The organism is Bacillus sp. FSL R5-0443, from assembly GCF_038608285.1.
Taxonomy (GTDB): domain Bacteria; phylum Bacillota; class Bacilli; order Bacillales; family Bacillaceae; genus Bacillus; species Bacillus velezensis.
Genome location: NZ_CP152013.1, coordinates 3,021,777 through 3,038,759, shown reverse-complemented (window position 1 = coordinate 3,038,759; position 16,983 = coordinate 3,021,777). Strand labels below are relative to the sequence as shown.

The 16,983-nt window shown below is 46.7% G+C and carries 15 protein-coding genes; 13 read left to right on the top strand and 2 right to left on the bottom strand.

Going from position 1 to position 16,983, the window contains the following annotated elements; translation table 11 throughout:
* Nucleotides 1–142: 142 nt before the first annotated feature.
* The 8 genes from icd to coaE all read left to right on the top strand — a co-directional run bounded on the left by icd (nucleotide 143) and on the right by coaE (nucleotide 10,184).
* Nucleotides 143–1,414, top strand: coding sequence for an NADP-dependent isocitrate dehydrogenase (gene icd, locus NYE28_RS15185; RefSeq protein WP_342490155.1), 1,272 nt, complete (start codon nucleotides 143–145; stop codon nucleotides 1,412–1,414).
* 45 nt (nucleotides 1,415–1,459) lie between these two features.
* Complete coding sequence (gene mdh / locus NYE28_RS15180) at nucleotides 1,460–2,398, top strand: malate dehydrogenase (protein ID WP_003152455.1); 939 nt, start codon at nucleotides 1,460–1,462, stop codon at nucleotides 2,396–2,398.
* A 215-nt stretch (nucleotides 2,399–2,613) separates the two neighbouring features.
* The gene (locus NYE28_RS15175) at nucleotides 2,614–3,333 is read left to right on the top strand and encodes a response regulator transcription factor (protein WP_337681016.1); all 720 of its coding nucleotides are present in this window, start codon (nucleotides 2,614–2,616) and stop codon (nucleotides 3,331–3,333) included.
* Complete coding sequence (locus tag NYE28_RS15170) at nucleotides 3,326–5,065, top strand: ATP-binding protein (RefSeq protein ID WP_025285095.1); 1,740 nt, start codon at nucleotides 3,326–3,328, stop codon at nucleotides 5,063–5,065. The genes NYE28_RS15175 and NYE28_RS15170 overlap by 8 nt, the downstream gene beginning before the upstream one ends.
* A 246-nt stretch (nucleotides 5,066–5,311) precedes the next feature.
* Nucleotides 5,312–7,951 (top strand): DNA polymerase I, encoded by a 2,640-nt coding sequence (polA, locus tag NYE28_RS15165; protein WP_032871711.1) that lies wholly within the window; start codon nucleotides 5,312–5,314, stop codon nucleotides 7,949–7,951.
* A 24-nt stretch (nucleotides 7,952–7,975) separates the two neighbouring features.
* Nucleotides 7,976–8,806, top strand: a complete 831-nt coding sequence (mutM, locus tag NYE28_RS15160; RefSeq protein ID WP_025285093.1) for a DNA-formamidopyrimidine glycosylase — start codon at nucleotides 7,976–7,978, stop codon at nucleotides 8,804–8,806.
* Nucleotides 8,807–8,942: 136 nt separating this feature from the next.
* Nucleotides 8,943–9,575: a sporulation membrane protein YtaF gene (gene ytaF / locus NYE28_RS15155; protein ID WP_047936014.1), complete on the top strand. Its 633-nt coding sequence runs from the start codon at nucleotides 8,943–8,945 to the stop codon at nucleotides 9,573–9,575.
* Between the two features lie 15 nt (nucleotides 9,576–9,590).
* A complete protein-coding gene (coaE, locus tag NYE28_RS15150) occupies nucleotides 9,591–10,184 on the top strand; it encodes a dephospho-CoA kinase (RefSeq protein WP_032871712.1) in 594 nt (197 codons plus the stop codon).
* Between the two features lie 38 nt (nucleotides 10,185–10,222).
* Here the strand turns inward: coaE and NYE28_RS15145 are convergent, their stop codons facing one another.
* On the bottom strand, nucleotides 10,223–11,065 hold the full coding sequence (locus NYE28_RS15145) for an aldo/keto reductase (RefSeq protein WP_342490154.1): 843 nt from the start codon (nucleotides 11,063–11,065) through the stop codon (nucleotides 10,223–10,225).
* Nucleotides 11,066–11,123: 58 nt separating this feature from the next.
* Nucleotides 11,124–12,323 carry an MFS transporter gene (locus NYE28_RS15140; RefSeq protein ID WP_038464123.1) on the bottom strand — a complete coding sequence of 400 codons (1,200 nt, stop codon included), beginning with the start codon at nucleotides 12,321–12,323 and terminating at the stop codon, nucleotides 11,124–11,126.
* Between the two features lie 183 nt (nucleotides 12,324–12,506).
* Between NYE28_RS15140 and NYE28_RS15135 the strand changes: the two genes are divergently transcribed.
* The 5 genes from NYE28_RS15135 (at nucleotide 12,507) to NYE28_RS15115 (ending at nucleotide 16,967) form a co-directional block, all read left to right on the top strand.
* A complete protein-coding gene (locus tag NYE28_RS15135) occupies nucleotides 12,507–12,893 on the top strand; it encodes a winged helix-turn-helix transcriptional regulator (protein ID WP_003152469.1) in 387 nt (128 codons plus the stop codon).
* Between the two features lie 207 nt (nucleotides 12,894–13,100).
* The gene (locus NYE28_RS15130; RefSeq protein ID WP_007408083.1) at nucleotides 13,101–14,123 is read left to right on the top strand and encodes a glyceraldehyde-3-phosphate dehydrogenase; all 1,023 of its coding nucleotides are present in this window, start codon (nucleotides 13,101–13,103) and stop codon (nucleotides 14,121–14,123) included.
* A gap of 238 nt (nucleotides 14,124–14,361) precedes the next feature.
* Nucleotides 14,362–14,742, top strand: a complete 381-nt coding sequence (speD, locus tag NYE28_RS15125; protein WP_003152471.1) for an adenosylmethionine decarboxylase — start codon at nucleotides 14,362–14,364, stop codon at nucleotides 14,740–14,742.
* Nucleotides 14,743–14,990: 248 nt separating this feature from the next.
* The gene (nrdR, locus tag NYE28_RS15120; RefSeq protein WP_003152473.1) at nucleotides 14,991–15,449 is read left to right on the top strand and encodes a transcriptional regulator NrdR; all 459 of its coding nucleotides are present in this window, start codon (nucleotides 14,991–14,993) and stop codon (nucleotides 15,447–15,449) included.
* Nucleotides 15,450–15,560: 111 nt separating this feature from the next.
* Entirely contained in the window at nucleotides 15,561–16,967 is a 1,407-nt protein-coding gene (locus NYE28_RS15115) for a replication initiation and membrane attachment family protein (RefSeq protein WP_076425087.1), read from the top strand.
* Nucleotides 16,968–16,983: the final 16 nt, after the last annotated feature.

The following is a 16,983-nucleotide window of genomic DNA, read 5'->3' as shown; positions in this document are numbered from 1 at the left end:
ATTTTCATGTCGTTAGCCTCTTGTTAATCAAGCCCGGATTGGTTTACAATTTTGATAGAATCTTGAGAAAAGTCATTTTATTTTCTATACAAGAAAAATAAAATGTTTTCTAAATATGAATTACATACTGGGAGGTAATATTGTGTCACAAGGTGAAAAAATTACAGTCTCTAATGGAGTATTAAACGTACCAAATAATCCGATTATCCCGTTTATTGAAGGCGACGGCACAGGCCCTGATATTTGGAACGCCGCTTCTAAAGTATTGGAAGCCGCTGTTGAAAAAGCATATAAAGGCGAGAAAAAAATCACGTGGAAAGAAGTTTATGCCGGTGAAAAGGCTTATAATAAAACAGGTGAGTGGCTTCCTGCCGAAACGCTGGAAGACATCAGAGAGTACTTCATCGCCATCAAAGGCCCTCTGACGACACCGGTCGGCGGCGGTATCCGTTCTCTGAACGTGGCGCTGAGACAGGAGCTTGATTTGTTTACGTGCCTGCGCCCTGTCAGATATTTCACGGGAGTGCCTTCTCCGGTCAAACGACCTGAAGATACGGATATGGTCATTTTCCGCGAGAATACGGAAGATATTTATGCCGGAATTGAGTATGCGAAAGGTTCTGAAGAGGTTGAAAAGCTGATCAGCTTCCTGCAAAATGAAATGGGTGTTAACAAAATCCGTTTCCCTGAAACGTCAGGAATCGGCATCAAACCTGTTTCTGAAGAAGGCACAAGCCGCTTAGTCAGAGCTGCCATTGAGTATGCGATCGAAAACGGCCGTAAGTCTGTCACGCTTGTCCACAAAGGAAACATCATGAAGTTCACTGAAGGGGCATTTAAAAACTGGGGCTACGAGCTTGCCGAAAGAGAATACGGAGATAAAGTATTCACTTGGGCTGAATATGACCGCATTGTCGAAAAAGACGGAAAAGAAGCGGCTGATAAAGCGCAGAGCGACGCGGAAGCGGCAGGAAAAATCATCGTCAAAGACAGCATCGCTGATATTTTCCTTCAGCAGATCTTGACTCGTCCGAGCGAATTCGACGTCGTGGCGACAATGAACTTAAACGGAGACTATATCTCTGATGCGCTTGCCGCTCAGGTAGGCGGAATCGGAATCGCGCCGGGAGCGAACATCAACTATGAAACAGGGCATGCGATTTTCGAAGCGACTCACGGAACGGCTCCTAAATATGCCGGCCTTGACAAAGTCAACCCGTCATCCGTCATCCTTTCAGGAGTGCTTCTTCTTGAACACCTGAACTGGAATGAGGCTGCTGACTTGATCATTAAATCTATGGAAAAAACGATTGCTTCAAAAGTAGTAACGTACGATTTTGCTAGATTAATGGACGATGCAACTGAAGTGAAATGTTCAGAGTTTGGTGAAGAGCTAATTAAAAACATGGACTGAACCTAAAGCAGACTTCTAATGAAGCCAAAAAAGGAGAAGAGAATCATGGGAAAAACACGCAGTAAAGTTTCTGTTATCGGAGCAGGATTTACGGGAGCGACAACAGCCTTTCTGACAGCTCAAAAAGAGCTTGCGGACGTTGTGCTCGTTGATATTCCGCAATTAGAAAACCCGACAAAAGGAAAAGCGCTAGACATGCTCGAAGCAAGTCCGGTTCAAGGATTTGACGCGAAAATCACAGGCACGTCCAACTACGAGGACACAGCCGGTTCTGATATCGTCGTCATCACAGCCGGAATTGCGAGAAAACCGGGCATGAGCCGTGATGATCTCGTATCTACAAACGAAAAAATCATGAGAAGCGTCACACGTGAGATCGTGAAATATTCTCCTGACTGCATTATCGTTGTATTGACAAACCCTGTTGATGCGATGACATATGCGGTGTACAAAGAATCAGGCTTCCCGAAAGAACGCGTCATCGGACAATCCGGAGTGCTTGACACTGCGCGATTCAGAACATTCGTCGCTGAAGAATTAAACCTGTCTGTAAAAGATGTGACCGGTTTTGTTCTTGGCGGACACGGTGACGACATGGTTCCTCTCGTCCGTTATTCCTATGCGGGCGGCATTCCGCTTGAAACGCTTATCCCGAAAGACCGTCTTGATGCGATTGTAGAACGCACAAGAAAAGGCGGCGGGGAAATCGTCAACCTTCTCGGCAACGGAAGCGCCTACTACGCGCCTGCTGCATCACTGACTGAAATGGTAGAAGCCATTTTGAAAGATCAGCGCCGCGTGCTTCCGACCATCGCTTACTTAGAAGGCGAATACGGTCATGAAGGCATTTACTTAGGCGTACCGACGATTATCGGAGGAAACGGCCTAGAGCAAATCATCGAGCTTGAACTGACAGACTATGAAAAAGCGCAGCTGAGTAAATCAGTTGAATCTGTCAAAAACGTGATGAAAGTATTGTCATAAGAAAAAAGGGAAGGCTTCCGAATCAGAAGCCTTCCTCTTTTTACAATTAATGAAAGCGTTTTCTTTTTCCCTGAGCGATCCTTTCTCTGAAAATGATCAAAAAGGCGAATTGTCTGAACGGGCAGTATTGGATAAAATGAAATCATAAAGTGATATGCAGCACATAAAATAGAGAAAATTGGATGTCGGGGAAAATAGACAGCGGAGGGCGCAGCATGAACAAAAAAATTTTAGTTGTAGATGATGAACAATCTATCGTTACTCTTTTACAGTATAATCTGGAACGGTCCGGCTATGATGTCATTACCGCATCAGACGGTGAAGAGGCTCTGGAGCTGGCAGAGAATGAAAATCCGGATTTAATCGTACTGGATGTCATGCTGCCGAAAGTGGACGGAATCGACGTCTGTAAACAGCTCAGACAGCAGAAAATGATGGTTCCGATCTTGATGCTGACAGCAAAAGATGAGGAGTTTGATAAGGTGCTGGGACTGGAGCTCGGAGCGGATGATTACATGACAAAGCCGTTCAGTCCGCGGGAAGTCACTGCGCGGGTGAAAGCCATTTTAAGAAGGGCTGACATTTCTTCGCTGTCTCAAGGCAGAGAAGAGGAAAAGGACGGGCAGATCCTCATCGGCGAGCTGAAAATTCTTCCGGAGCATTACGAAGCGTACTTCAAGTCAGAACAGCTGGAATTGACGCCTAAAGAATTTGAACTGCTTCTGTATTTGGGAAAACAAAAGGGAAGAGTGCTGACGAGAGATCTTCTGCTGAGCGCGGTCTGGAACTATGATTTTGCCGGGGATACCCGGATTGTTGACGTTCATATCAGTCATCTGCGCGACAAAATCGAATCAAATACCAAAAAACCCATCTATATTAAAACAATCAGAGGTTTGGGGTATAAACTGGAGGAGCCAAAAATGAATGAATAAAGTCCGTGTGCGTCTGTTCGCTTTACTCGTTGTATGTATCATATTGGTTTTCAGTGTTCTCGGCCTTTTTTTACAGCAGCTTATTTCTTCATCCGCTGAAGAAAGAACGGCGGATCAGCTGAAAAAGGAATCGGTATACATAGCGGGCCTTCTTGACACCGGCCGAATCGGCAATAAAAGCAATGAAACGGTAATCCGTGACGCCGGCCGCACCCTCGGTATAAACGTCGCCGTGCTCAACGAGAAGGGTGACGCCGTATATCATTCCGGCAGTCATGCTGATGATTCAGCCGTAAAGGAGTTCATTTCTCACAATAAAAGCGAGGAAGCCGTACAGTCGAAAAGCAAAGTCATCCGCGGCACTGCCGTAAAAAATGACGCCGGGAAAATTGCGGGGTATGTACTCGTTTCCTCTGAGATCAACGGCGGTTCAAGCGTTACCGGAGAAATGTGGGGCATGCTGGCAGCAAGTCTTTGTACCGCTTTTATCATTATCGTTTTCTTTTATACAAACATGACGTCCCGTTACAAAAAATCAATCGACGCCGCGACAAAAGTGGCGACGGAGCTGTCCAAGGGGAATTATGACGCCCGCTCCTACAGCGGTTACGCAAGGCGGTCGGACCGTCTCGGGCGTGCGATGAACAGCCTGGCGGTCGATTTAATGGAAATGACGAGAACGCAGGATATGCAGCGCGATCGTCTGTTAACCGTCATTGAAAATATCGGATCCGGTTTGATTTTAATAGACGGGAGAGGTTTTATCAATCTCGTGAACCGGTCATACACGAAGCAGTTTCATACAAAGCCTGAACGTCTGCTTCGGCGTCTTTACCATGATGCGTTTGAACATGAGGAGATCATTCGGCTTGTCGAAGACATTTTTATGACGGAGACGAAAAAATGCCAGCTGCTCAGACTTCCCATCAACATTGAGCGGCGCTACTTTGAAGTTGACGGCGTTCCGATCATGGGGCCTGACGATGAATGGAAGGGCATCGTCCTCGTCTTTCACGATATGACGGAAATTAAAAAATTGGAGCAGATGAGAAAGGACTTCGTCGCCAATGTCTCCCATGAACTGAAAACACCGATCACCTCGATTAAAGGCTTTACGGAAACACTGTTAGACGGAGCGATGAAAGACGAAAAGGCGCTTTCAGACTTTCTGTCTATCATTCTGAAAGAAAGTGAGCGGCTCCAATCTCTCGTGCAGGATTTACTGGATTTATCCAAGATGGAGCAGCAAAACTTTACGATGCGCGTAGAGTCCTTTGACGCCGCAAAAATTCTGCATGAAATTGAAGCGCTTTTGCGGCATAAGGCTGAGGAAAAAGGCATCAGCTTTCAGCTCGATCTCCCGGAAGAGCCGATTTTTGTGACGGGTGACGCGCACAGGCTGAAGCAGGTATTTTTGAATCTGGCGAACAATGCCCTGACCTACACGCCTGAAAAAGGGACGGTGGGGATTTCGGTACATGTGAAAGAAACCGTTGTCGATATCAAAGTGTCCGATACGGGAATCGGCATTCAGAAGGAAGAGATCCCGCGGATATTTGAGAGATTCTACCGCGTGGATAAAGACAGAAGCCGCAACTCGGGAGGAACCGGGCTCGGCCTCGCCATCGTGAAGCACTTAATAGAAGCCCATGAAGGTAAAATCGAGGTCACAAGCGAGCCGGGACAGGGGACTGTATTTACCGTGACGCTGAAGCGGCAGCCGGAAGCGTGACCAGCTTTACAAAGGATTAACAATTTCTTCATGACCTGTTAAACCTATCTTGTTAGGATATAACAGAACCCCTTCATCCAAGGAGCCAATTTTGACGGCGGGAACGTGTTTTCTTGTTCCCGTCCTTTTTTGCGTTTTTACGGGGTTCGCTCATTTTCCTTTCAAATTGAACTTTGTTAAAATAAGAGAAGCTGTGAGATTAAAAAATAGAGGAATGACGAGCTTTTGCTCTTAGGAGGATATTGAATGACGGAACGAAAAAAATTAGTGCTTGTCGACGGAAACAGTCTGGCGTATCGGGCGTTTTTTGCATTGCCGCTTTTAAGCAATGAAAAAGGCATCCATACAAATGCCGTATACGGGTTTGCGATGATTTTAATGAAAATGCTGGAAGATGAAAAGCCGACCCACATGCTGGTGGCTTTTGATGCGGGGAAAACCACTTTCCGCCACAGCACGTTTAAAGAATATAAAGGCGGAAGACAAAAAACGCCGCCGGAGCTTTCAGAACAGATGCCGTTCATCCGCGAGCTCCTTGATGCCTACAAAATCAGCCGCTACGAGCTTCCTGAATATGAAGCGGACGATATTATCGGCACCCTTGCCGTATCTGCTGAAAAAGAAGGCTTCGAAGTAAAGGTAGTTTCGGGGGACAAGGACTTAACCCAGCTTGCAACCGGGAAAACGACCGTTGCCATTACGAGAAAAGGCATTACTGACGTGGAAGATTACACGCCGGAGCACGTGCAAGAAAAGTACGGTCTGACCCCTTTGCAAATCATTGATATGAAGGGATTAATGGGGGATTCATCCGATAACATACCGGGCGTCCCCGGCGTCGGAGAAAAAACCGCGATTAAGCTTTTAAAGCAGTTCCATTCGGTTGAGAAACTGCTTGATTCCATTGATGAAGTCAGCGGAAAAAAATTAAAAGAAAAGCTTGAAGAATATAAGGAACAAGCCCTGATGAGCAAAGAGCTGGCGACGATTATGACAAATGCGCCGATTGAAGTCAAGCCCGAAGATTTAGATTACCAAGGGTTTGACCGTGAACAAGTTGTTGCCATTTTTAAAGACCTCGGTTTTAATACGCTTCTTGAGCGGCTCGGTGAAGAAAGCGGCGAAACGGCGGAAGAAAATTTTGAAGACATCAATGTTGAAACGGCAGAAGAAATCACTGAAGATATGCTCGTTTCGCCGTCCGCTTTGGTTGTTGAACAAATCGGTGATAACTATCACGAAGAACCGATCCTCGGCTTTTCCATCGTGAATGAAACAGGTCTTTATTATATTCCGAAAGAAATCGCCATTCAGTCTGAAGCTTTTAAATCTTGGGCTGAAGATGAATCGATGAAAAAGTGGGTGTTCGACAGCAAACGTTCCGTCGTCGCTTTGCGCTGGCAGGGAATTGAGCTGAAGGGAACGGAATTTGACGCGCTTCTTGCTGCCTACATTATAAACCCGGGCAATTCGTACGACGATGTCGCGAGCGTAGCGAAAGAATACGGGCTGAATATCGTTTCAAAAGATGAAGCGGTCTACGGAAAAGGCGCAAAGCGCGCCGTTCCGGCTGAAAAAGAGCTTGCCGATCATCTCGCGCGGAAAGCGTCTGCCGTTAACAGCCTCCGTGACAAACTGCTGCACGCGCTGGAAGAAAATAATCAGCTTGAATTATATGAAGATCTCGAACTCCCGCTTGCGCTAATTCTCGGAGAAATGGAATCAATGGGCGTCAAAGTGGATGTTGAAAGACTGAAGCGAATGGGCGAAGAGCTCAAGGCAAAGCTGAAAGAATATGAAGAAAAAATCCATGACATCGCCGGTGAGCCGTTTAACATCAATTCACCAAAACAGCTCGGCGTCATTCTGTTTGAAAAGCTCGGCCTGCCGCCAGTAAAGAAAACAAAAACAGGCTATTCCACTTCAGCCGATGTGCTTGAGAAGCTCGCAGACAAACATGATATCGTCGCGCACATTCTGCAATACAGACAAATCGGCAAACTCCAATCAACTTATATTGAAGGGCTGCTGAAGGTCACGCGCAAGGATTCTCATAAGGTGCATACACGATTCAATCAGGCATTGACTCAAACCGGACGCCTCAGCTCAACGGATCCGAACCTGCAAAATATTCCGATCCGGCTGGAGGAAGGGCGGAAAATCCGTCAGGCTTTCGTACCGTCCGAACCGGACTGGCTTATTTTCGCCGCCGATTATTCACAAATTGAATTAAGGGTGCTTGCGCATATTTCAAAAGATGAAAATCTGATCGAAGCGTTTACGAATGACATGGACATTCACACAAAAACCGCCATGGACGTGTTTCATGTCAGTGAAGATGAAGTGACACAAGCGATGCGCCGCCAGGCAAAGGCCGTCAATTTCGGCATCGTTTACGGCATCAGTGATTACGGGCTGTCGCAAAACCTCGGCATCACCCGGAAAGAAGCGGGCGCTTTTATTGACCGCTATTTGGAGAGCTTCCCGGGCGTCAAGGCGTATATGGAAGAGTCGGTGCAGGAAGCGAAGCAAAAAGGATATGTCACGACACTTATGCAGCGCCGCCGCTATATTCCTGAGCTGACCAGCCGCAACTTCAACCTGCGGAGCTTTGCGGAACGGACGGCCATGAATACGCCGATTCAGGGAAGCGCCGCCGATATTATTAAAAAAGCCATGATTGACATGGCAGCTGAGCTGAAAGAAAAAAACCTGAAGGCGCGACTGCTGCTTCAGGTGCACGATGAATTGATTTTTGAAGCGCCTAAGGAAGAAATTGAAATATTAGAGAAGCTGGTTCCTGAAGTGATGGAGCATGCTTTGGCATTAGACGTGCCGCTGAAGGCGGATTATGCTTCAGGGCCGTCTTGGTACGATGCAAAATAAACAGAGAAAAAGGAAGTGATGATTGTGCCGGAATTACCAGAAGTTGAAACGGTCCGGCGCACTCTGACCGGTCTTGTGAAGGGGAAAACGATTGAATCGGCGGATATCAGATGGCCGAATATCATCAAAAAACCCGCCGAGCCGGAGGAATTCGCGCGGCAGATTGCAGGAGAAACAATCCGATCCATCGGAAGAAGGGGAAAGTTTTTGCTTTTCCATCTGGATCATTATGTCATGGTGTCCCACCTGCGGATGGAGGGGAAATACGGTCTTCATCAGGCCGATGAGCCTGACGATAAACATGTGCACGTCGTGTTTCACATGACGGACGGAACACAGCTCCGCTACCGGGATGTCCGGAAATTCGGCACGATGCATTTGTTTGCGCCGGGAGAGGAACAGAATGCATTACCGCTTTCACAGCTCGGGCCCGAACCCGATGATGAAGCATTTACCGCTGCTTATTTAAAAGAGCGGCTTGCAAAAACGAACCGCGCGGTGAAAACAGCCCTGCTCGACCAAAAAGCGGTCGTCGGCCTCGGCAATATTTATGTCGATGAAGCTTTATTCCGGGCGCGTATTCATCCAGAGACAAAAGCGAACAGTCTGTCAGACGGGCAGATAAAAACGCTTCATACAGAAATTAAAGACACCCTTCAGGAAGCGATTGACGCGGGCGGGAGCACCGTCCGGTCTTATATCAATTCTCAAGGGGAAATTGGAATGTTTCAGCTCAAACATTACGTATACGGCAAAAAGGATGAACCGTGCAAAACGTGCGGCACGATGATTTCTAAAATCGTGGTCGGCGGAAGGGGTACGCATTTTTGCGCCCGCTGCCAAAAAAAATCATAAACTGAAGCGGTTCAAGCAGGCGGCAGCAGAATGACTTTTTTCTAACACAGTTGATGACCTTTCTCCATATATATATTGTGATTCACCCAATAGGCATATGTCACAATTGCCGATCAAGAGAAAGGGAGAAACGGATATGGAGATTGTTTCTTTGCTGCTTTTGGCTTTTGCTGTCAGCTTGGACAGTTTTTCAGTCGGGTTTACGTATGGTTTGAGAAAAATGAAAATCCCGTTCAAAGCGATTGCCGTGATCGCTTGCTGTTCAGCCTCTGTGATGTTTATATCCATGCTGATCGGCCATTTTCTGACAAAGATTTTTCCCGTATCCGTCACGGAGAAACTGGGCGGACTGATCTTAATCGGAATCGGGGCATGGGTCATCTGGCAATTTTTCAAACCGGCTAAAGAGCCGGATTACTTATTGCATGAAAAAACGTTACTTAATCTTGAAGTGAAATCGCTCGGCATCGTCATTCATATTTTGAAAAAACCGACCAGCGCCGATATTGATCAATCCGGAACCATTAATGGAGTCGAGGCGTTTCTGCTCGGTATCGCCTTATCCATTGACGCGTTTGGCGCCGGGCTGGGAGCGGCCATTCTCGGCTTTTCTCCGGTTATGATGAGCGTGACTGTCGGGCTGATGAGCTCGCTGTTTGTTTCACTCGGCATAAATGCGGGGCATTTGCTTTCAAGATGGAATTGGATAGATAAAATGACATTTTTGCCGGGAGTCCTGCTGATTATCATCGGGATTTGGAAAATGTAAGAAGGAGTGGGCTTTTTGAGCTTGGTCATCGGTTTAACGGGAGGCATCGCAAGCGGCAAAAGCACGGTAGCGCGTATGCTGATCGACAAAAAAATAACAGTCATTGATGCGGATGCCATCGCAAAACAGGCGGTGGAAAAAGGAATGCCGGCTTACGGACAAATTGTGGAAGCATTCGGAAAAGACATCCTGCTGGAAAATGGCGATATTGACAGAAAAAAACTCGGTTCTATCGTTTTCACTGACGAACAGAAGCGTCTGAAGCTGAATCAGATCGTTCATCCGGCGGTGCGTGCGGAAATGCTGAAACAGCGGGATGAAGCCGTTGCGCGAAAAGAGCAGTTCGTCGTTTTGGATATACCGCTTTTGTATGAAAGCGGGCTTGATTATCTTGTCGGCAAGGTGCTCGTCGTCACCGTACCGGCAGACATTCAGCTTAAACGGCTGATAGAGCGGAATTCCCTTACAGAAGAAGAAGCGATGAGCCGGATAACGTCGCAAATGCCTTTAGCGGATAAAACAAAAAAAGCTGATGCCGTCATTGATAACAGCGGCAGTCTTGAATATACAAAGCACCAGCTTGAGGAAGTATTGAGCGGCTGGGCATAAACAAACACCGTTCGGAAAGCCGAACGGTGTTCTTCTGGTTAAAAATCAAAATTGTCAGGGTCCGGACCGACACGGAGATTTTCGTTCAGATCATCAATCCGCTTCATATCGTCAGCTGACAGTTCGAAATCAAAGACATTTGCATTTTCTTCAATACGGTGTTTTTTCGTTGATTTCGGAATGGTGATGACACCGTTTTGCAAATCCCAGCGCAAAATCACTTGAGCGGCTGATTTGCCGTACTTCTCAGCGATTTCCTGTAAGACGGTGTGATCAAGCAGCTGACCTTGCATCAATGGCGACCACGCTTCAAGCTGAATGCCTTTTTCAGTGCAGAAAGCAAGCAGTTCTTTCTGTGTCAGACGAGGATGGTACTCCACCTGGTTGATCATCGGCTTGATTTCCGTCTCTTTCATGAGATGTTTCAGATGGTGAATTTGGAAATTGCTGACCCCGATCGCCTTAATGCGTCCATCCCGGTAGAGGGTTTCGAGCGCCCGCCACGCATCGATGTACTTTCCTTCGACAGGCCAATGGATCAAATATAAATCCAAATAATCTAAACCGAGTTTTTCTAAGCTTGTGTCAAACGCTTTTAACGTTTCTTCATATCCTAAATCGGCATTCCATACTTTTGACGTGACAAAAATGTCTTCACGTTTTAATCCCGCTTCTTGCAGCCCTTGGCGGATGCCTTCGCCGACACCTTCTTCATTTCCGTAAATCGCGGCGGTATCAACGCTGCGATAGCCGTGCACCAATGCCGTTTTCACCGCGTTGACGAGTTCCGCGCCTTCCTCTACTTTGAAAACTCCGATGCCGAACCAAGGCATCTCTACTCCGTTATGCAATGTTGCTTTTGCTTGTAAATGTGTTGTCATGTATATATTCCTCCTATTAGTTGTCTGTTGAAACAATCAAAATGCGCTGAAGAAAAACTCACCTCCTTTCAAGGGCAGTGCGATCCCGCTTTTCAAGCTTCCTGCTCCATCCGGTTAATACGACCGCGCTGAGCACCATCAGCGCCCCGATCCAAGCGGTATGAATGATTCCGATTGAGTCTGTAATGATTCCGCCGGCAAATGAGCCGATCGCGATTCCGGCATTAAATGCCGCGATATTTAAGGCTGATGCTGTATCAACGGCGCTTGGCGCAAAACGTTCACTCAGCATCACAACATATACCTGAAGCCCCGGCACATTCATAAACGCCAACAGCCCCATGAAAATAATGGTGATCAGCCCGGCTGTTTTAAACGGCGCGGTAAAAGTCAGAACAAACAGCACAGCAGCCTGGACAATGAACATATAAAACAAGGCTTTCAGCGGATTTCGGTTTGATAAACGGCCGCCAATCATGTTTCCGATGGCAATCGCAATTCCGTAAACGAGCAGGATGGCCGCGACGGTTTCTTTCTGAAAACCGGTTACCTCCTGAAGAAGCGGAGATAAATACGTAAACACGACAAACGTTCCGCCGTAGCCTAACGCGGTAATGATAAATAAAAGCAATAACCGGCCGTTTGTGACGAGTTTGACCTGCTCGGAAAATGCGGTTTTCGTCCCTTTGCGCAAATGCGACGGAACGAGGAGCGCGTTTGTGAGGAATGCGATGATTCCTACCGCCACAATGACGGCAAATGCGATTCTCCATCCGAATTGCTGGCCGAGATAGGTGCCGAACGGAACGCCGGTCACCGTAGCCACCGTCAGCCCCGTGAACATGATGGAAATCGCGCTTGCTCTTTTATGCTCCGGCACGATATTGGCGGCGATTGTTGCCCCGATTGACATGAAAATGCCGTGGGAAAAAGCCGAAATAACCCGTGCCGCCAGTAAGACGCCGATTGAGGAAGCGCTCGCTGCGAGTGTATTTCCGGCGATAAAAATTAACATCACCCAGAGCAGCAGCGTTTTCCGCGACATGCCGGATGTAAGAGACGTTAAAACCGGCGCGCCGAATGTCACGCCCAGAGCATACATGGAAACGGTAAGTCCCGCCGTTGTCACAGGTATATGCAGATCTTGAGATATAAGCGGCAGCAGCCCGACGCTGATAAATTCGGTTGTGCCGATCGCAAAAGCGCTGACGGCTAATGCCAGCAGCGCTGGTAAATAGCTTTGGCGATGTGAAGACATCTGTTTTCCTCCTTGAACGATAATGTATGGTTGAAATGATGCCGGGTAAACGATATAAGTATAAGAGTACATTCCTTTTCAGCCGGCAAATGTCATTATGATCGATAGAAGTGTCATTGAAAAGAACGTACTTTTAAGTGCCATAGGCACTTTTTAGTTCCTATAGATGAGGAGGAATTACCGTTGCTGAAGAAAAAATACAATATATCCGTAGAAGCGGCGCTTGAAGTGATCGGCGGAAAATGGAAGTGTGTGATCCTCTGCCACCTCATGCGCGGGAAAAAACGGACAAGCGAATTGAAGCGGCTTATGCCGGACATCACCCAGAAGATGCTGACACAGCAATTGCGGGAGCTGGAAGCTGACGGCGTCATCAACCGGATCGTGTACAATCAGGTGCCGCCGAAAGTGGAATACGAGCTGAGTGAATACGGGCACAGTCTGGAAAGAATTTTAAACGCGCTGTGCGACTGGGGCGCGATGCATATTGCTAAACGGTACGGCGAGGTGTCTTCCGTTTTAGAGGACAGCATTTTAAATGACAAATTTAAAGAACCGGGACAAATATAAGAAAAAAGCAGGCAGCCTGAGACGCTGATCCTGCTTTTTTTATGGAAGAAAGATCATTTTATATGCAAAAAAACCGATTGAACAACATATTGATCGGTATAAGGGTGGATTTTTATCAAGTTGTACTGGCGGATTTCTTTTAATGTGTTATACTATATATAAATAAAGGTAAATTAGAGTGGCATATTAAAAAGGGGTGACCTGAGCATGAAGGTAAAAGTAGCAATCAACGGGTTTGGAAGAATCGGAAGAATGGTGTTCAGAAAAGCAATGGAAGATGATCAAATTCAAATAACAGCCATTAATGCAAGCTATCCCCCGGAAACGCTTGCTCATTTGATAAAGTATGACACAATTCACGGCAAATACGATCAAGAAGTTGAGACCTCCGACGACAGCCTGATCGTCAACGGAAAACATATTATGCTGTTCAATCGCCGGGACCCGAGAGAGCTTCCGTGGAAAGAATGCGGAATAGACATCGTCGTAGAGGCAACGGGGAAATTTAATTCAAAAGAAAAAGCAATGAGCCATATTGAAGCAGGGGCGAAAAAAGTCATTTTAACGGCTCCGGGCAAAAATGAAGACGTTACCATTGTCATGGGAGTAAATGAAGAGCAGTTCAATCCCGATGAACATGTCATTATTTCAAATGCATCCTGCACGACAAACTGTCTTGCGCCGGTCGTCAAAGTGCTTGATCAGGAATTCGGGATTGAAAGCGGCCTGATGACGACTGTTCACGCTTACACGAATGATCAAAAAAATATCGACAATCCGCATAAAGATCTGCGGAGGGCGAGAGCGTGCGGAGAATCCATCATTCCGACTTCTACAGGCGCCGCCAAAGCGCTGTCGCTCGTGCTGCCTCATTTGAAAGGAAAACTTCACGGTCTCGCTTTGCGTGTTCCCGTTCCGAATGTGTCATTAGTGGACCTTGTCTGCGATCTGAAAACAGATGTGTCGGCCGAGCAAGTGAACGCCGCTTTCCAAAGAGCCGCAAAAACGTCGATGTACGGAATTCTTGATTATTCGGATGAACCGCTCGTTTCTTCGGATTATAATACGAATTCACACTCTGCGATCATCGACGGTCTGACAACGATGGTGATGGAAGACCGAAAAGTAAAGGTGCTCGCCTGGTATGACAATGAATGGGGATATTCCTGCCGGGTCGTTGATCTTATCCGTCACGTCGCCGCGCGAATGAAACACCCGTCAGCTGTGTAGACTAAAGATCATGGACATTTGTTAGAAAAAAACCCTTAACGGCATATTCGCAAAAAACACACCTTGCAAAATAAACTTAAACACAGTATACTATCTTTCGTGAACTTCTTGCTCGTGACTGCTTCGGAATTACTTAAAGGGTTAGGACCTCTCCGGACTAACTTTCCCCCGTGGTAAATGGCCGGGTCAGTTCTCGGAAATTCACTTTTTTAATTCTTGTTAAGGGGGGTCCATGATTATGGAAACAATGGGGCGTCACGTCATCTCCGAGCTGTGGGGATGCGATTTTGATAAGCTCAATGACATGGATTTTATTGAAAAAACGTTTGTAAATGCTGCTTTGAAATCAGGAGCTGAAGTGCGCGAGGTCGCATTTCACAAATTTGCACCGCAAGGCGTAAGCGGAGTCGTTATTATCTCTGAGTCACATTTAACGATTCACAGTTTTCCTGAACACGGATATGCAAGCATTGATGTTTATACTTGTGGAGACCTGGATCCTAATGTGGCTGCGGATTACATTGCGGACGCATTACATGCAGATACAAGAGAAAACATTGAAATACCGAGAGGAATGGGGCCTGTACAGATTAAACAGGCACAAGCGAAAGTACTGTAATTTTCAAAACGCAAACACAAGGGAGCTAAGCTGAAAAAGCCATTACGCGCTTTGAAGCTGATGCTCCTTTTCTAATGTAAAAAAACAGCATTGCTTTTTCTTTAAGCATTTTTTTTGTAAAATAGAAAAGATAAGGCCGGTCTATCGGCTCTCCCAACAAATAGGCTCATCCTAGAAACGTTGGCGGGCATTTACCGGAAGCTTGCGAACCGCATTACAGCAACGAAACAGATGGGAGCTGATCCAATTTGAAATGTCCTTCATGCCAGCACAACGGTTCCCGCGTACTTGATTCACGGCCTGCGGACGAAGGGAAATCAATCCGCAGAAGGCGGGAATGCGAAGCCTGCCATTACCGCTTCACTACATTTGAGAAGTTTGAAGAGATGCCTCTGATCGTCGTGAAAAAAGAAGGCGTCCGGGAAGAATTCAGCCGTGAAAAAATGCTGCGCGGGTTAATTAAAGCTTGTGAAAAAAGGCCCGTTCCTTTAAAAACATTGGAAGACATGTGCTTTGACATTGAAAAAGAGCTGAGAAACCAAGGTGTATCTGAAGTCAAAAGCGAACTTGTCGGAGAAATGGTAATGGACCGTCTGGCGAAAATCGATGAGGTGTCTTATGTCCGCTTTGCCTCCGTCTACCGGCAGTTTAAGGATATAAACGTGTTTATCGATGAATTGAAAGATTTAATAAAGAAAGAACGCTGAGAGAGCTAAGAGATTGTGTCTGGCTCTTTTCTCATGAGCAAAATTGGCATTTGATAGATCGCAGAAACGGTGTAAAATGAGAGTAGAAACATATCGGAAGGTTTGAGAATCATGGCTGACTATTGGAATGACGTATTGCCTGTAGATCCTTATACGGTCAAAAGCCGTTCGCTTCTTCAGGATGTCGACAGACAGGTTTTGACACATCTGTACCAGCCGCTGATCGGTTCTTTTGCATTCTCCCTTTATATGACCTTATGGGGGGAGCTTGAGCAGAACCGCTTGTGGGGAGCGGAATCCACGCACAGGCAGCTGATGGGCATGATGCAGTCAAATTTAAAAAAGATTCATCATGAACAGGGAAAGCTTGAAGGAATCGGGCTGCTGAAAGTGTATATCCGGGAGTCCGAGCAAAAAGAGCGGATGTTTATTTATGAGCTGCTGCCCCCGCTCAGACCGAATGATTTTTTTGAAGACGGCATGCTGAATGTCTTTCTTTATAACAGAGTCGGTAAAACGAAATACCAGCAGCTGAGACAATTTTACACGCACCCTTCCGTCGGCGCGGACGCAAGGGAAATTACCCGTCCGTTTAATCACGCCTTTGCCTCTTTTCAGCCGAGTGAATGGAAAATGACGCCTGATATGGAAGAGGCGATGAAGCTCCCCGAGGACTATGAGACGGCGTCTGTCGGACAAGCGCCTTCCTATACGGTGACGGAGGAAGTATTTGATTTTGAGCTTTTCATGGCGGGACTGTCAGAAACGATGATACCGCGTAAATCAATCACGCAGGACGTGCGGGAGAGCATTAAAAAGCTTTCATATTTATACGGAATAGATCCTATCTCCATGCAGCACGTCGTCATGACCGCAATTAATGAACAGGATACGATAACGGCCGAAGCGCTGAGGAAAGCGGCCAGCGACTGGTACCAAATTGAAAGAAGCGGTAAGCTTCCGGAACTGATTGATAAAACACAGCCTGTCACCTTGAGAGAAAACCGGACGGAAAAGGACGATTCATTGAACGGCGAACTCATCGCACAGCTTGAGACCATATCACCGAGAAAGCTTCTTCAGGACATTGCGGACGGGACCGAGCCGTCAAAAGCCGACTTGCAGATTATCGCCGATATTATGTTCGAACAAAAGCTTGAGCCCGGCGTCACCAATGTGCTGATTTATTATGTCATGCTGAAAACGGATATGAAGCTGTCCAAAAACTATATCCAAAAAATCGCCGCCCACTGGGCCAGAAAGAAAGTCAAAACGGTACGGGAAGCAATGAAGCTCGCAATAGAAGAGCACAGGCAATATCTTGATTGGGCGGACGGCAAAACAAACGGCGCGGCGCGCGGCAAAAAAACCGTCCGGGAAGAAAAGCGCCCTGATTGGATGAAAGAAGAAACCGGGAAGAAACAAGAACAGCCGGCTCTTTCCGCGCAGGATCTTGAAGAACAGAAGAAAAAAATGATGGAAGAAATGAAAAAACTGAAAAAATACTCTGCCTATTGAGACAGAGAAGCGGGGT

Excerpts from the sequence above, each read along its gene's own strand:
- mdh (WP_003152455.1), top strand. The coding sequence starts at position 1,460 with ATGGGAAAAACACGCAGTAAAGTTTCTGTTATCGGAGCAGGATTTACG.
- polA (WP_032871711.1), top strand. The coding sequence starts at position 5,312 with ATGACGGAACGAAAAAAATTAGTGCTTGTCGACGGAAACAGTCTGGCG.
- speD (WP_003152471.1), top strand. The coding sequence starts at position 14,362 with ATGGAAACAATGGGGCGTCACGTCATCTCCGAGCTGTGGGGATGCGAT.
- NYE28_RS15130 (WP_007408083.1), top strand. The coding sequence starts at position 13,101 with ATGAAGGTAAAAGTAGCAATCAACGGGTTTGGAAGAATCGGAAGAATG.
- ytaF (WP_047936014.1), top strand. The coding sequence starts at position 8,943 with ATGGAGATTGTTTCTTTGCTGCTTTTGGCTTTTGCTGTCAGCTTGGAC.
- NYE28_RS15170 (WP_025285095.1), top strand. The coding sequence starts at position 3,326 with ATGAATAAAGTCCGTGTGCGTCTGTTCGCTTTACTCGTTGTATGTATC.
- NYE28_RS15145 (WP_342490154.1), bottom strand. The coding sequence starts at position 11,065 with ATGACAACACATTTACAAGCAAAAGCAACATTGCATAACGGAGTAGAG.
- NYE28_RS15175 (WP_337681016.1), top strand. The coding sequence starts at position 2,614 with ATGAACAAAAAAATTTTAGTTGTAGATGATGAACAATCTATCGTTACT.
- NYE28_RS15140 (WP_038464123.1), bottom strand. The coding sequence starts at position 12,323 with ATGTCTTCACATCGCCAAAGCTATTTACCAGCGCTGCTGGCATTAGCC.
- NYE28_RS15115 (WP_076425087.1), top strand. The coding sequence starts at position 15,561 with ATGGCTGACTATTGGAATGACGTATTGCCTGTAGATCCTTATACGGTC.